At 67.3% G+C, this 13,816-nt stretch carries 14 protein-coding genes; 13 read left to right on the top strand and 1 reads right to left on the bottom strand.

Annotated features, from left to right (window positions below):
• The first annotated feature begins 97 nt into the window (after nt 1–97).
• Both NBG84_RS41745 and NBG84_RS41740 read left to right on the top strand, forming a co-directional pair.
• Nucleotides 98–556 (top strand): ATP-binding protein, encoded by a 459-nt coding sequence (locus NBG84_RS41745; RefSeq protein WP_425608777.1) that lies wholly within the window; start codon nt 98–100, stop codon nt 554–556.
• Nucleotides 553–732 carry a hypothetical protein gene (locus tag NBG84_RS41740; protein WP_425608776.1) on the top strand — a complete coding sequence of 60 codons (180 nt, stop codon included), beginning with the start codon at nt 553–555 and terminating at the stop codon, nt 730–732. The genes NBG84_RS41745 and NBG84_RS41740 overlap by 4 nt, the downstream gene beginning before the upstream one ends.
• A gap of 92 nt (nt 733–824) precedes the next feature.
• Here NBG84_RS41740 and NBG84_RS37855 read toward each other — a convergent pair whose 3' ends face one another.
• Nucleotides 825–1,664, bottom strand: coding sequence for a C40 family peptidase (locus NBG84_RS37855; RefSeq protein ID WP_250924260.1), 840 nt, complete (start codon nt 1,662–1,664; stop codon nt 825–827).
• Between the two features lie 1,017 nt (nt 1,665–2,681).
• Here NBG84_RS37855 and NBG84_RS37850 point away from each other — a divergent pair.
• The 11 genes from NBG84_RS37850 to nuoK all read left to right on the top strand — a co-directional run bounded on the left by NBG84_RS37850 (nt 2,682) and on the right by nuoK (nt 13,814).
• A complete protein-coding gene (locus NBG84_RS37850) occupies nt 2,682–3,041 on the top strand; it encodes an NADH-quinone oxidoreductase subunit A (RefSeq protein ID WP_003956195.1) in 360 nt (119 codons plus the stop codon).
• 18 nt (nt 3,042–3,059) lie between these two features.
• A complete protein-coding gene (locus tag NBG84_RS37845; protein ID WP_250924259.1) occupies nt 3,060–3,614 on the top strand; it encodes a NuoB/complex I 20 kDa subunit family protein in 555 nt (184 codons plus the stop codon).
• Nucleotides 3,615–3,702: 88 nt separating this feature from the next.
• Nucleotides 3,703–4,431 carry an NADH-quinone oxidoreductase subunit C gene (locus NBG84_RS37840; protein ID WP_250924258.1) on the top strand — a complete coding sequence of 243 codons (729 nt, stop codon included), beginning with the start codon at nt 3,703–3,705 and terminating at the stop codon, nt 4,429–4,431.
• A complete protein-coding gene (locus NBG84_RS37835) occupies nt 4,428–5,750 on the top strand; it encodes an NADH-quinone oxidoreductase subunit D (RefSeq protein ID WP_250924257.1) in 1,323 nt (440 codons plus the stop codon). The genes NBG84_RS37840 and NBG84_RS37835 overlap by 4 nt, the downstream gene beginning before the upstream one ends.
• Entirely contained in the window at nt 5,747–6,637 is an 891-nt protein-coding gene (gene nuoE / locus NBG84_RS37830; protein WP_250924256.1) for an NADH-quinone oxidoreductase subunit NuoE, read from the top strand. Before NBG84_RS37835 ends, nuoE begins: the two co-directional genes overlap by 4 nt.
• Nucleotides 6,634–8,010, top strand: a complete 1,377-nt coding sequence (nuoF, locus tag NBG84_RS37825; RefSeq protein ID WP_250924255.1) for an NADH-quinone oxidoreductase subunit NuoF — start codon at nt 6,634–6,636, stop codon at nt 8,008–8,010. The genes nuoE and nuoF overlap by 4 nt, the downstream gene beginning before the upstream one ends.
• Before the next feature lie 85 nt (nt 8,011–8,095).
• Nucleotides 8,096–10,606: an NADH-quinone oxidoreductase subunit G gene (locus NBG84_RS37820; protein WP_250924254.1), complete on the top strand. Its 2,511-nt coding sequence runs from the start codon at nt 8,096–8,098 to the stop codon at nt 10,604–10,606.
• Nucleotides 10,603–11,985, top strand: coding sequence for an NADH-quinone oxidoreductase subunit NuoH (gene nuoH / locus NBG84_RS37815; protein WP_250924253.1), 1,383 nt, complete (start codon nt 10,603–10,605; stop codon nt 11,983–11,985). The genes NBG84_RS37820 and nuoH overlap by 4 nt, the downstream gene beginning before the upstream one ends.
• A complete protein-coding gene (nuoI, locus tag NBG84_RS37810; RefSeq protein WP_250924252.1) occupies nt 11,978–12,631 on the top strand; it encodes an NADH-quinone oxidoreductase subunit NuoI in 654 nt (217 codons plus the stop codon). The genes nuoH and nuoI overlap by 8 nt, the downstream gene beginning before the upstream one ends.
• Nucleotides 12,628–13,518, top strand: a complete 891-nt coding sequence (locus NBG84_RS37805) for an NADH-quinone oxidoreductase subunit J (protein WP_250924251.1) — start codon at nt 12,628–12,630, stop codon at nt 13,516–13,518. The genes nuoI and NBG84_RS37805 overlap by 4 nt, the downstream gene beginning before the upstream one ends.
• Nucleotides 13,515–13,814: an NADH-quinone oxidoreductase subunit NuoK gene (gene nuoK, locus NBG84_RS37800; protein ID WP_250924250.1), complete on the top strand. Its 300-nt coding sequence runs from the start codon at nt 13,515–13,517 to the stop codon at nt 13,812–13,814. The genes NBG84_RS37805 and nuoK overlap by 4 nt, the downstream gene beginning before the upstream one ends.
• Nucleotides 13,815–13,816: the final 2 nt, after the last annotated feature.

The following is a 13,816-nucleotide window of genomic DNA, read 5'->3' as shown; positions in this document are numbered from 1 at the left end:
TGCTGACGCGTGCCCCCGTGCAAGGGCGCGCGATCGATGAGCGACCAGGCCACGGCGGTGAGAAGCGCGGGTTCCATCCCTCACTCGGGAGACCTTGATGCGACCCTCAACAGGCTTACGCCCACCGGCGACCCCCCTACCGTCCCGTTCGCGAAGACTGCGCATAACGGTCCCGAACACCCCCGCCGCGCCCAAGGCCGCCCGGGACTGGCTTGCCGGCATCCTGTGCGAGAGCCCGCACTCACAGCTCGCTGACGACGGGCTGCTCTGTCTGTCGGAGCTGGTGACCAACGCGCATCGGCACACAAGCGTCCCCGCCATCCGCGTCCAGGCGCTGATCGCCGTGGAGTTCGTAGTGGTTCGTGTGCGTGACAACTGCTCGAAGCCGCTGCCTGTACAGGCAGCGAGCTCACCTTGTGAAAACGGGGAGTGTGGACGCGGCCTGGCTCTCATCGAGGCGTACGCGGACGCCTGGGGTGTGACGTTCCCGGGTGGCGGGCAACCCCAGGGGAAAGCGGTCTGGTTCAGGCTCCTGGCCAGAGGAGGGCCCGGGTGAGGCTCGATGCGCTGACGGCGCCCGTACCGCCGTTGAGCTCGGCGAAGTGTGTGCGCTGCCGTCGGCTCACCACGGTGCCGATTCGCATAGGGCCCGATCGCTACGCCTGCCCCCAGTGCGCGCCCGAGGTCACCCCGTGGCCGATCCCCGGTGAGTTCGAGTCCGAGAGGGGCTGAGCGTTCACCGAGCCGCCAGCCCGGACATGCCGATGGGGCCGACGGGGCCCTCGCCCGTCGGCCCCATCGGCCAACTCAAACTGTCTTGTGAATCAGAGCACGCGCACCGCGCCCGTCGCGGGGTAGCCCGAAAGGTCCTGAATGACGACGCCCTTGGAGGGGTTGGCCGCGTCCAGGTACTTGCCGTCGCCGATGTAGACACCCGTGTGCCACGCGCTGCCCGCGGCACCCCAGTACAGGATGTCGCCGACCTGGAGGTTGCTGGTGCCGACCTGCCTGCCCGCGGTCGACTGGTCCTGGGAGACACGGGGGAGCTCGATGTTGACCTGGCGGAAGGCCGCCCGGACCAGGCTGGAGCAGTCCCAGGAGTTGGGGCCCGTCGCGCCCAGGACATAGGCGTCGCCGACCTGGGCCCGGAGGAAGGCGATGACCGTGCCAACGGAACCACTCGCCTGCTGGGACGACTGGTTCGAGGACTTCGAGGGGGACGCGGAGGAGTTGGAGGACGAGTTGGAGCTCGTGGACGCGAGCTGGGTGCGCTCAGCGGTCCGGGAGGCGCGCTCCTGGGCGTCCGCGCGCTTCTTGGCCTCGGCCTTGTCGGCCTCCGCCTTGCGCACCGCCTCGGTCTTGGCCTTCAGGGCCGCCTTCTCGGCCTTGGCCGCGGCAGCGTCTTCCTGGGCCTGGAGCTCTAGGTCGAAGGCGACCTGCTGCTGGGCCTGGGCGGTCGCTTCGAACGTCTTGGCGAGGCCCTCGGGGTTGATCGTGGGCATCTCGATGGTCTCGGTCACCGGGTCGGCGTTCGCCGGTCCAGCGGCTCCGGCCACTGCGATGGTGCTGAGTACGCCACCGGCAACTCCGGCACGGAGCGCCATCGCGGATGCGCTGCGACGGCGGGGCTTCCGGTGGCTGGGTATGTGAGCGGTGTGGGGCATAGGGACAACCGGTACCAGCCATACACGGTTCCCATCAAGAAACGTGTCTTGCGCCACAGTTGCCCGGGGAATGCCCTCAACCTCGCCCGGGCGGAGCTTATTGACGCCGTAACGGACAATCCAGGCGGCATTGATCGTTGCTTTGATCATGCACTTTTAGGAAAAGGTCCGAATTGCCCGGGGCCTACCATTGGTTCAGCCTGTTGGCCAAGCCCGCTTTTCCTGGCCATTCAACGGTGTGACGTAGGTCACAGAATGATCACCGACATTCTGGCAAAGCTGATGCAGTGTCAGATCGGTTACCTTTTCGTGTCCGCCGGGACGAAATCGCCTGATGATCTTTAACCGAAGATCAGGGCGAGGGATTCCGCGGATTCGGAAAAGCTTGAAGTGGTCGCACGGGGTGATCTTCGGGACGATGGGCGGTGGTGACCCTGGGGGCTTCCTTCAACCCAAAGAGTAACCAGTCGGTGGAGGCGTCCATATAAGTGGGGTGCCTTCGGGCGGGGCGCCGCGAGCCGCCTTTGAGTCACCGTTCGTATACCGGTAGTCATCGCGCTGATCGCGGGTGCGCCCCGGTGGCGTTCAAGATCGTGAACATCTGCACGCGTCCCGCAGTCACCCCCTCCTCCACGCCCCTCGGCGAGGCCCCCCGGCGGGGTGATGCGATGGCATTATCACCCCTCGCCGTCCGTTGCGAATTTGCTCAAGCGTCCTGGGCCTTGATAGAGCCGACCCCCTTTCACCAGCGATAACACGGTTAGTTGTCACTTCTGGTGACCACTCGCGCGCTTCACGTATGAAGATCACCTCTCATCCGGCTTGATGTCCCTTCGCCTGGTGGTGGAGATCACAAGGTCGGTTACCGACCCCGTGTCGCAGATCACAGACTGGCGGGCATAGGATGCGGGGCAGTCGGGCTTGTGAACTGCCTCACATGAACACGATCTTCGAGGCGGCTCGATAAGACGCCCGATGCGGTCCAACGGTCAAGGACGACTGGAAGGAGCGAGGAGGGTGAATGCTTACGCGCCCATCCTTGTACTCGGCGCCCTCGGGGCAGGGTTTGCGATCTTCTCCGTGGTCATGGCCACGCTAATCGGCCCCAAACGGTACAACCGGGCAAAGCTAGAAGCGTATGAGTGCGGCATTGAGCCGACTCCCACGCCGGCCGGCGGCGGTCGCTTTCCCATCAAGTACTACCTGACGGCGATGCTGTTCATCGTCTTCGACATCGAGATCGTCTTCCTCTACCCCTGGGCGGTCAGCTTCGACGCCCTGGGGCTTTTCGGGCTCGTGGAGATGCTGCTCTTCGTGCTCACCGTCTTCGTCGCCTATGCGTATGTATGGCGACGCGGCGGCCTGGAATGGGACTGAGGGGCTGAGAGGCACCAAATGGGACTCGAAGAGAAGCTGCCGAGCGGATTTCTGCTGACCACCGTCGAGCAGGCCGCGGGTTGGGTGCGTAAGGCATCCGTCTTCCCGGCGACATTCGGACTGGCCTGCTGCGCCATCGAGATGATGACGACGGGCGCGGGACGCTACGACCTCGCCCGGTTCGGCATGGAGGTCTTCCGTGGTTCGCCGCGGCAGGCCGATCTGATGATCGTGGCGGGGCGGGTCAGCCAGAAGATGGCCCCCGTCCTGCGTCAGGTCTATGACCAGATGCCCAGCCCCAAGTGGGTTATCTCCATGGGTGTTTGCGCGTCGTCGGGCGGCATGTTCAACAACTACGCGATCGTGCAGGGCGTCGACCACATCGTCCCGGTCGACATCTATCTGCCCGGTTGCCCGCCCCGCCCCGAGATGTTGCTGGACGCGATTCTGAAACTCCATCAGAAGATCCAGAACACCAAGCTCGGGGTGAATGCGGAGGAAGCCGCCCGCGAGGCGGAGGAAGCGGCGCTCAAGGCGCTTCCGCTGATCGAGATGAAGGGACTGCTCCGATGAGCCGCGCATCCGCGGCCATCGGGCGGCACCCCACAGAGGCAGCGCCTTCGCACCGCATGGGCCAAGAAGCCACCGAAGAGGTACAGCGATGACGGACCAGCCGAACCCCGAGAAGGAACTGAGCGAACAGAACCTTCCGGGCCAGCGCGGCGACCACGGCGAGGAGATCCGCGTCCAGCGCGGGATGTTCGGCGCCAACAACGGCGGCGACACCTCCGGCTACGGCGGACTCGTCCGCTCCGTACGCCTGCCGGGGCCGGCCACTCGCCCCTACGGCGGCTACTTCGACGAGGTGGCCGACGAGTTGGAAGGTGCGCTGGAGGAGCAGGGGCTCATCCCCGAGAACGCCATCACGAAGACGGTGGTGGACCGCGGCGAGTTGACCTTCTACATCGAGCGCGAGCATCTCCTGCTCGTCGCCCGTACCCTGCGCGATGACCCCGCCCTGCGGTTCGAACTCTGTACGGGTGTCAGCGGAGTGCACTACCCGGATGACAAGGGCCGGGAGCTGCACGGCGTCTACCACCTGCGGTCACTGACCCACGGTCGGGTGATCCGCCTGGAGGTCTCCGCCCCGGACAGCGACCCGCATGTGCCTTCGCTGGTCTCGGTCTATCCGACCAACGACTGGCACGAGCGCGAGACCTACGACTTCTTCGGCCTGATCTTCGACGGCCACCCCGCCCTCACCCGGATCATGATGCCGGACGACTGGCAGGGCTTCCCGCAGCGCAAGGACTATCCGCTCGGCGGCATCGCCGTCGAGTACAAGGGCGCTCAGATTCCGGCTCCAGACCAGCGGAGGTCGTACTCATGAGCACATCACAAGCATCGCCTCGGGAGACCACCGAAGGAACCGTCTACACGGTCACCGGTGGCGACTGGGACGAGGTCGTCGAGAGCGCGGCCAAGGCGGACGATGAGCGCATCGTCGTCAATATGGGCCCGCAGCACCCCTCAACGCACGGTGTGCTCCGGCTGATTCTGGAGATCGACGGCGAGACCGTCACCGAGGCCCGCTGCGGCATCGGCTATCTCCACACCGGTATCGAGAAGAACCTCGAATACCGGACCTGGACGCAGGGCACCACCTTCGTCACGCGGATGGACTACCTCACCCCGTTCTTCAACGAGGCGGCGTACTGCCTGGCCGTGGAGAAGCTGCTCGGGATCGAGGACCAGATCCCGGACCGCGCGACCATCATCCGAGTCCTGCTGATGGAGCTCAACCGGCTCTCGTCCCATCTGGTCTGTATCGCCACCGGCGGTATGGAGCTGGGCGCGACCACGATCATGATCTACGGCTTCCGCGATCGTGAACTGATCCTCGACATCTTCGAGCTGATCACCGGACTGCGCATGAACCACGCGTTCATCCGCCCAGGTGGCCTCGCTCAGGACCTTCCCCCGGGGACCGTCGACCAGCTGCGCGACTTGGTGAAGACCATGAAGAAGAACCTGCCGGAGTACGACAAGCTCGCCACCGGCAACCCCATCTTCAAGGCCCGTATGCAGGACATCGGCTATCTCGACCTGACCGGTTGCATGGCACTGGGCGCCACCGGTCCGATCCTGCGCGCGGCGGGTCTCGCCCACGACCTGCGCAAGACCGACCCGTACTGCGGTTACGAGAACTACGACTTCGACGTTCCGACCGCGGACACCTGCGACTCCTACGGCCGGTTCCTGATCCGGCTGGAGGAGATGCGCCAGTCGCTGCGGATCGTCGAGCAGTGCATCGCGCGCCTTGAGCCGGGACCGGTCATGGTCGCCGACAAGAAGATCGCCTGGCCCGCGCAGCTCGCGCTCGGCCCGGACGGGCTCGGCAACTCCCTGGACCACATCAAGAAGATCATGGGCACCTCCATGGAGGCGTTGATCCACCACTTCAAGCTGGTGACCGAGGGATTCAGGGTCCCGCCGGGACAGGCGTATGTGGCGGTCGAGTCTCCCAAGGGCGAGCTCGGCGCGCATGTGGTCTCGGACGGCAGCACCCGTCCCTTCCGGGTCCACTTCCGGGACCCGTCCTTCACCAACCTTCAGTCCATGGCGGCGATGTGCGAAGGCGGCCAGATCGCCGATGTCATCGTCGCCGTCGCGTCCATCGACCCCGTGATGGGAGGCGTAGACCGATGACGATCCAGCCGGCCCAGCCGGCCCAGCCCAAGCAAGAGGTGCAGCTGGGAATGCCCCAGCTCCCCGCCCCCGACTACCCGGCCGATGTGCGCACCCGGTTGGAGGCGGACGCCAAGGAGGTCATCTCCCGCTATCCGGACTCCCGTTCCGCGCTGCTGCCGCTGCTGCACCTGGTCCAGTCCGAGGAGGGCTTTGTCTCCCGGACCGGGATGCGGTTCTGCGCCGAGGTGCTGGAGCTGACGACCGCCGAGGTCACCGCGGTCGCCACCTTCTACAGCATGTACCGGCGCAAGCCCTCCGGTGAGTACCAGGTGGGGGTCTGCACCAACACCCTGTGCGCGGTCATGGGTGGCGACGTGATCTTCGAGGACCTCAAGGAACACCTCGGCGTCGGCAACAACGAGACCACCGAGGACGGCAAGGTCACGCTGGAGCACATCGAGTGCAACGCGGCCTGTGACTTCGCCCCCGTGGTGATGGTGAACTGGGAGTTCTTCGACAACCAGACACCCGGGTCCGCCCGGCAACTCGTCGACGACCTGCGCGCCGGCCGCCCGGTGGAGCCGACCCGCGGTGCGACGCTGTGCTCCTTCAAGGAGACCTCGCGCATCCTCGCCGGGTTCCCCGATGAGCGCCCCGGTGCCGTGGAGGCGACCGGCGGTGGCGGTCCCGCCTCGCTGATCGGGCTGCGGCTCGCCAAGGGCGAGCCCATCCCCGCCCGGGTGGTCTCGCCGCGCGGTGGGCGCCAGGACGGCCCCCACGACGGCGCGTCCGATGCGCAGAGGTCGGCCTCCCGACACCTGAGCTCCCATGACGCGCCCCAGCAGACTTCGGACTCCGATCCGAGCCATTCGGCCGGACCCGTCACCGAGGAGGGGGAGGGATGACGATGGCACCTGAATACGGCGGTACCTCTCGGCCGGAGGTCGGTGGGACGACGAGCCCCGAGAAGCTTCTCGCGCCGGTCCTCTCCGCCTTCTGGGACGACCCCAAGTCCTGGACGCTGGAGACCTATGAGCGCCACGAGGGCTACCGGGGCCTGCGCAAGGCCCTGGCCATGGCCCCGGACGATCTCATCGCCTACGTCAAGGACTCCGGTCTGCGCGGACGCGGTGGCGCCGGCTTCCCCACCGGGATGAAGTGGCAGTTCATCCCGCAAGGAGACGGCAAGCCGCACTATCTCGTTGTCAACGCCGACGAATCGGAGCCCGGGACCTGCAAGGACATCCCGCTCCTCTTCGCGAACCCGCATTCCCTCATCGAGGGGATGGTGATCGCCTGTTACGCGATCCGTTCGAACCATGCCTTCATCTATCTGCGCGGTGAGGTCGTCCCCGTACTGCGGCGACTGCACGAAGCGGTGCGTGAGGCGTATGCGGCGGGCTACCTCGGCAAGAACGTGCTCGGCAGCGGACTCGATCTCGAACTCACCGTGCACGCCGGCGCCGGGGCGTACATCTGTGGTGAGGAGACCGCGCTACTGGACTCGCTTGAGGGCCGACGCGGCCAGCCCCGGCTGCGCCCTCCCTTCCCCGCGGTCGCCGGTCTGTACGCATGTCCCACTGTCGTGAACAACGTCGAATCCATCGCCTCGGTTCCCGCGATCCTCAACCGAGGAAAAGACTGGTTCAAGTCGATGGGGAGCGAGAAGTCCCCCGGCTTCACGCTCTACTCCCTCAGCGGCCATGTCTCGGGCCCCGGCCAGTACGAGGCCCCGCTCGGGATCACCCTGCGCCAACTGCTCGACATGAGCGGCGGGATGCGCCCCGGGCACCGGCTGAAGTTCTGGACCCCCGGCGGATCGTCCACCCCGATCCTCACCGACGAGCACCTCGATGTGCCGCTCGACTACGAGGGGGTCGCGGGGGCGGGTTCCATGCTCGGGACCAAGGCGCTCCAGTGCTTCGACGAGACGACCTGCGTGGTGCGGGCCGTCACCCGCTGGACCGAGTTCTACGCCCATGAGTCCTGCGGCAAGTGCACGCCCTGCCGCGAGGGAACGTACTGGCTGGTCCAGCTGCTGCGGGACATCGAGGCGGGCCGGGGACTGATGTCCGACCTCGACAAGCTCAATGACATCGCCGACAACATCAACGGCAAGTCGTTCTGTGCGCTCGGCGACGGTGCCGCGTCCCCGATCTTCTCGTCGCTCCAGTACTTCCGCGACGAGTACGAGCAGCACATCACCGGGCGCGGCTGTCCCCTCGACCCCGCGAAGACCACCGCGTGGGCCGACAAGCACGTGGAGGTGTCCGCATGACCGTGGCGCACGCGCCGAGTGCCGGCGCAGTCCGAACTGCGAGCGGAGCACATCAGTCCGACTCGCACCGCGCGGAGGTGTGGGCATGACCGTCACCACGTCCAACCCGGCCGGAGGCGGCGCGGCCGTCCCGCCCGAGGACCTTGTCTCGGTGACCATCGACGGCGTCCAGATCAGCGTTCCCAAGGGCACGCTGGTCATTCGCGCCGCCGAGCTCATCGGCGTCGAGATCCCCCGCTTCTGCGACCACCCCCTCCTCGACCCCGCCGGCGCCTGCCGTCAGTGCATCGTCGAGGTGGAGGGCCAGCGCAAGCCGATGGCCTCCTGCACCATCACCTGCACCGACGGCATGGTCGTCAAGTCACAGCTCAGCTCGCCCGTCGCCGAGAAGGCGCAGAAGGGCGTGATGGAACTGCTGCTGATCAACCATCCGCTGGACTGCCCCGTCTGCGACAAGGGCGGCGAATGCCCGCTCCAGAACCAGGCGATGTCCCACGGTGACTCCGACTCCCGCTTCGACGGCAAGAAGCGGACCTTCGAGAAGCCGGTACCGATCTCCACCCAGGTGCTGCTCGACCGCGAGCGCTGCGTGCTGTGCGCCCGCTGCACCCGGTTCTCCAACCAGATCGCCGGCGACCCGATGATCGAACTGATCGAGCGGGGCGCGCTCCAGCAGGTGGGCACCGGCGAGGGCGACCCGTTCGAGTCGTACTTCTCCGGCAACACCATCCAGATCTGCCCGGTCGGCGCGCTCACATCGGCGGCGTACCGCTTCCGCTCCCGCCCGTTCGACCTGGTCTCCACCCCGAGTGTGTGCGAGCACTGCTCGGGCGGCTGCGCGACGCGTACCGACCATCGGCGCGGCAAGGTGATGCGCAAGCTCGCCGCCGACGACCCCGAGGTCAACGAGGAGTGGATCTGCGACAAGGGCCGCTTCGGCTTCCGCTACGCACAGCAGCGCGACCGGCTCACCACCCCGCTGGTACGCGATGCGGAAGGTGTCCTCCAGCCGGCGAGCTGGCCGGAGGCGCTGGCCGCGGCGGCCGAAGGACTGCGGGCGGCGCGCGGCCGGGCCGGAGTTCTGGCCGGTGGCCGGCTCACCGTCGAGGACTCCTATGCGTACGCCAAGTTCGCCCGGGTCGCCCTCGACACCAATGACATCGACTTCCGGGCCCGTGTCCACTCCTCCGAGGAGGCCGACTTCCTGGCCGCCCGGGTCGCGGGACGCGGCCGGGACCTCGACGGCGAAGGCGTCACCTACTCCGTACTGGAGGACGCACCGGCCGTTCTGCTCGTCGGGTTCGAGTCCGAGGAGGAGGCCCCCGGGGTCTTCCTGCGGCTGCGCAAGGCCAACCGCAAGCACGGTCAGCGCACCTACTCCCTGGCCACCCACGCCACCCGCGGTCTGCTGAAGGCGGGCGGCACCCTGCTGCCCGCCGCACCCGGCACCGAGACCGAATGGCTGGACGCGCTCAGCGGCGGCTTCGGCCTCGATGGCGATGGCGCGGCGGCGGCCGACGCGCTGCGCGCCTCCGGCGCGGTGATCGTCGTCGGTGAGCGGCTCGCGGGCGTGCCCGGTGGGCTGACCGCCGCCGTACGGACCGCGACCGCGACCGGCGCCCGGCTGGTGTGGATTCCACGCCGGGCCGGTGAACGCGGCGCGATCGAGGCGGGCGCCCTTCCCACCCTGCTCCCCGGTGGCCGTCCGGCCACCGATCCGCGGGCCCGGGAAGAGACCGCCGAGGTATGGCGGGTACGCGAACTCCCGACCGGTCACGGCCGCGACACCGGCCAGATCATCGAGGCCGCGGCCATCGGTGAACTGGGCGCGCTGCTGGTGGCCGGTGTGGAACTGGCCGACCTGCCCGATCCGGTGGGCGCCCGGGCGGCCCTGGACGCGGTCGGCTTCCTGGTCTCCCTGGAGCTTCGGCCCAGCGAGGTCACCGACCGGGCCGATGTGGTCTTCCCCGTCGCCGCGGTCGCCGAGAAGCCCGGCACCTTCCTCAACTGGGAGGGCAGGGCGCGGATGTTCGACGCGGCGCTCAAGCCCGAGCAGATGACCCGCACGCTGGCCCCCAACGACGCCCGAGTGCTCCATATGCTCGCGGACGAGATGGATGTCTTCTTCGGCCTGCCCGACCTGGCTTCCGTACGCAGGGAGCTGGACCGGCTCGGCGGCTGGACCGGAGCGCGGGCGTCCGATCCGACCGAGTCCAGCCGGCCGGGGCCGCGCGCCGGCGACGGTGAGGCAGTCCTCGCCGGACACCGACTCCTTCTCGACCAGGGTCTGTTGCAGCGGGGCGACGCGGCACTCGCGGGTACCCGTCACGCCGCCGTCGCCAGGCTGTCGGCCACGACCGCCGCCGAGACCGGTGTGAAGAACGGCGATGAACTGGCCGTCAGCGGCCCGAAGGGCACGGTTCGGCTACCGCTCCAGGTGACCGAGATGCCCGACCGGGTCGTGTGGCTGCCGCTGAACTCGGTGGGCGGCGGCGTCACTTCCGACACCGGCGCGCGCCCCGGCGAGCTGGTCCGCATCGGACCGGCCACCGCTTCGGCGGACGCCGTAACGGAAGCGCCGGAGGTGCGCTCATGATCGCTGAGGTCCAGTTCCTCGCGGCGGAGGATCTGTCGATGTTCGGGCGCGACCCCTGGTGGCTCGTCGCCATCAAGGCCGTGTTCTGCTTCGCCTTCCTGATGATCACCGTGCTCTTCTCCATCGTGTGGGAGCGCAAGGTCGTCGCCTGGATGCAGCTGCGCATCGGACCCAACCGGCACGGCCCCTGGGGGATGCTCCAGTCACTCGCCGACGGCATCAAGCTGATGCTGAAGGAGGACGTGGTCGTCAAGCGCGCGGACAAGGTGGTGTACATCCTCGCGCCGATCATCGCAGCGGCGCCCGCCTTCATGGCGATCGCGGTGATCCCCTTCGGCCCGTCCGGCAACGAGGTGTCCATCTTCGGCCACCGCACCACCATGCAGCTCACCGACCTGCCGATCGCGATGCTGTACGTCCTCGCGATCGCCTCGGTCGGCATCTACGGCATCGTGCTCGCGGGTTGGTCGTCCGGCTCCACGTACCCGCTGCTCGGTGGACTCCGGTCCTGCGCGCAGATGATCTCGTACGAGATCGCGATGGGCGCGGCCTTCGCCTCGGTCTTCCTCTACTCCGGGTCGATGTCGACCTCGGCGATCGTGGAGGCGCAGGCCGACCGGTGGTTCGTGATCCTGCTACCGGTCTCCTTCATCATCTACGTCATCACGATGGTGGGCGAGACCAACCGCGCCCCCTTCGACATGCCGGAGTCCGAGGGCGACCTGGTCGGTGGCTTCAACACCGAGTACAGCTCGATCAAGTTCGCGATGTTCATGCTGGCCGAGTACGTCAACATGGTCACCGTCTCCGCGGTCTCGGTCACCCTCTTCCTGGGCGGCTGGCGTGCCCCGTACCCGATCTCCACGTTCTGGGAGGGCGCGAACCACGGCTGGTGGCCGATGCTCTGGTTCATCATCAAGGTCCAGTTGCTGCTGTTCTTCTTCATCTGGCTGCGCGGCACGCTGCCCCGGGTCCGCTACGACCAGCTGATGAAGCTCGGCTGGAAGGTCCTGATCCCCGTATCGGTGCTCTGGCTGATGCTGGTGGCCACCGTGCGGGCGTTGCGGAACGAGAACTACGAGTTCCAGGAAATCCTGCTCTACGTAGGTGGTGCGGTCATTGGCCTCCTCCTGCTGTCCCTGGTCGTGGACATGTTCCGCGGCAAGAAGGACCGGCAGGTGCAGGAGGTGGAAGACGCCGTCAAGGACTCCGACTTCGACCCGATGGCGGGTGGGTTCCCGGTTCCGCCGTTGCCCGGACAGACCCTGCCGCCCGTACCGCGCAGGCGTCCGCGCCGGGAGCGCGAGTTGATTGTCAGTGGCGGACCGGACACTTCTAGTGACGGACCACGTGACGGAAAGGAGGCTGACGGTGTCTGAGTCATCCGAGGGCAAGTTCCACAATCCCGTCGCCGGCTTCGGCGTGACCTTCAAGGCCATGTTCAAGCGGCGGCTGACCGAGCAGTATCCGGAGCAGCAGAAGGTCACCGCTCCGCGCTTCCACGGACGGCACCAGCTCAACCGTCATCCCGACGGCCTGGAGAAGTGCGTCGGCTGCGAGCTGTGCGCCTGGGCCTGTCCGGCCGACGCGATCTACGTCGAAGGCGCGGACAACACCGAGGAGGAGCGCTACTCCCCGGGTGAGCGCTACGGCAGCGTCTACCAGATCAACTACGCCCGCTGCATTCTGTGCGGGCTCTGCATCGAGGCCTGCCCCACCCGCGCGCTGACCATGACCAATGAGTTCGAGCTGGCCGACAGCTCGCGCGAGAACCTCATCTACACCAAGGAGCAGCTGCTCGCCGGTCTGGATGAGGGCATGGTCGACTCACCGCACGCGATCTTCCCCGGTATGGACGAGGGGGACTACTACCGCGGGTTGGTCGTCGAGGCCGCCCCGGGCACCGTCCAGCAGCAGCCCACCTCCAAGGAGGACAAGCCGCAGGACGCCGCCTCTTCCGGTGCTTCTTCCGGTGCTTCTTCTGGTGAGGGAAAGCCGGCCGCGCAGAAGGCGGTTGGCGGATGAACGGCCTGAACGTGCTCGCCGCGAGCACCACGTCGACCGGGGAGGCCGTGCAGTTCTGGGTCCTCGGCACGGTCGCGGTGATCGGAGCGCTCTGCACCATCCTGATGAAGCGGGCCGTGCACAGTGCGCTCTGCCTCGCCGGAACCATGATCATTCTGGCGGTCTTCTACCTCGCCAACGGGGCCTACTTCCTGGGCATCGTCCAGGTCGTCGTCTACACCGGCGCGATCATGATGTTGTTCCTCTTCGTCGTGATGCTCGTCGGTGTCACCGCCGCCGACTCACTGACGGAGACCCTGAAGGGCCAGCGCTGGCTCGCCGCGCTCTGCGGACTCGGCTTCGGTGTGCTGCTGATCGCCGGCATCGGCAATGCCTCGCTGAACAACTTCTCCGGCCTGGGCGCCGCGAACGGCGCCTACGGCGGCAATGTCGAAGGGCTCGCCGCCCTGATCTTCACCAAGTACGTCTTCGCCTTCGAGATCACCGGCGCGCTGCTGATCTCCGCGACCGTCGGCGCGATGGTGCTCACCCACCGGGAGCGCACCGAGCCCGCCAAGACCCAGCGGGAGCTCGCCGATCAGCGGGTGCGCGGCAAGCACCTGCCGCCGCTGCCCGCGCCCGGTGTCTACGCCCGGCACAACGCCGTGGACATCGCAGGACTGCTGCCCGACGGCACCCCGTCCGAACTCACCGTCAGCAAGACCCTGCGCGACCGCGGTCAGATCCGCGATGTCTCGCAGCAGGCACTGGATGACATCAAGGCCCTCGAACAGCGCTCCGAGGAGCGGCTGGGCCGCAAGGGCCCCATCGGTGAGGTCGACAAGGCCGGACAGGGCGGGGGCGACGGCGTCGCACACGACCGGAACGAAGAGGAGGCCACACGGTGAGTCCGGTCAACTACCTCTATCTCGCGGCCCTGCTCTTCACCATCGGCGCGACCGGTGTGCTGCTTCGGCGGAACGCCATCGTGGTGTTCATGTGCATCGAGCTGATGCTCAACGCCTGCAATCTCGCGCTCGTCGCCTTCTCCCGGATGCACGGCAACCTCGACGGCCAGATCATCGCCTTCTTCACGATGGTCGTCGCCGCCGCGGAGGTCGTGGTCGGGCTGGCGATCATCGTGTCGTTGTTCCGTTCCCGCCACTCGGCCTCGGTCGACGACGCCAGCCTGATGAAGCTGTGAGG

This window comes from Streptomyces albipurpureus, assembly GCF_023701525.1.
GTDB classification, from domain to species: domain Bacteria; phylum Actinomycetota; class Actinomycetes; order Streptomycetales; family Streptomycetaceae; genus Streptomyces; species Streptomyces albipurpureus.
The sequence above is the reverse complement of the archived record's forward strand: the minus strand, read 5'-3'. Positions and strand labels throughout refer to the sequence as shown.

What these genes read in the sequence shown, in the direction of transcription:
- NBG84_RS37840 (WP_250924258.1), top strand. Translation starts at nt 3,703, where the DNA reads ATGACGGACCAGCCGAACCCCGAGAAGGAACTGAGCGAACAGAACCTT.
- NBG84_RS37820 (WP_250924254.1), top strand. Translation starts at nt 8,096, where the DNA reads ATGACCGTCACCACGTCCAACCCGGCCGGAGGCGGCGCGGCCGTCCCG.
- NBG84_RS37855 (WP_250924260.1), bottom strand. Translation starts at nt 1,664, where the DNA reads ATGCCCCACACCGCTCACATACCCAGCCACCGGAAGCCCCGCCGTCGC.
- NBG84_RS37845 (WP_250924259.1), top strand. Translation starts at nt 3,060, where the DNA reads ATGGGACTCGAAGAGAAGCTGCCGAGCGGATTTCTGCTGACCACCGTC.
- nuoH (WP_250924253.1), top strand. Translation starts at nt 10,603, where the DNA reads ATGATCGCTGAGGTCCAGTTCCTCGCGGCGGAGGATCTGTCGATGTTC.
- NBG84_RS37805 (WP_250924251.1), top strand. Translation starts at nt 12,628, where the DNA reads ATGAACGGCCTGAACGTGCTCGCCGCGAGCACCACGTCGACCGGGGAG.
- nuoE (WP_250924256.1), top strand. Translation starts at nt 5,747, where the DNA reads ATGACGATCCAGCCGGCCCAGCCGGCCCAGCCCAAGCAAGAGGTGCAG.
- NBG84_RS41745 (WP_425608777.1), top strand. Translation starts at nt 98, where the DNA reads ATGCGACCCTCAACAGGCTTACGCCCACCGGCGACCCCCCTACCGTCC.
- NBG84_RS37835 (WP_250924257.1), top strand. Translation starts at nt 4,428, where the DNA reads ATGAGCACATCACAAGCATCGCCTCGGGAGACCACCGAAGGAACCGTC.
- nuoF (WP_250924255.1), top strand. Translation starts at nt 6,634, where the DNA reads ATGACGATGGCACCTGAATACGGCGGTACCTCTCGGCCGGAGGTCGGT.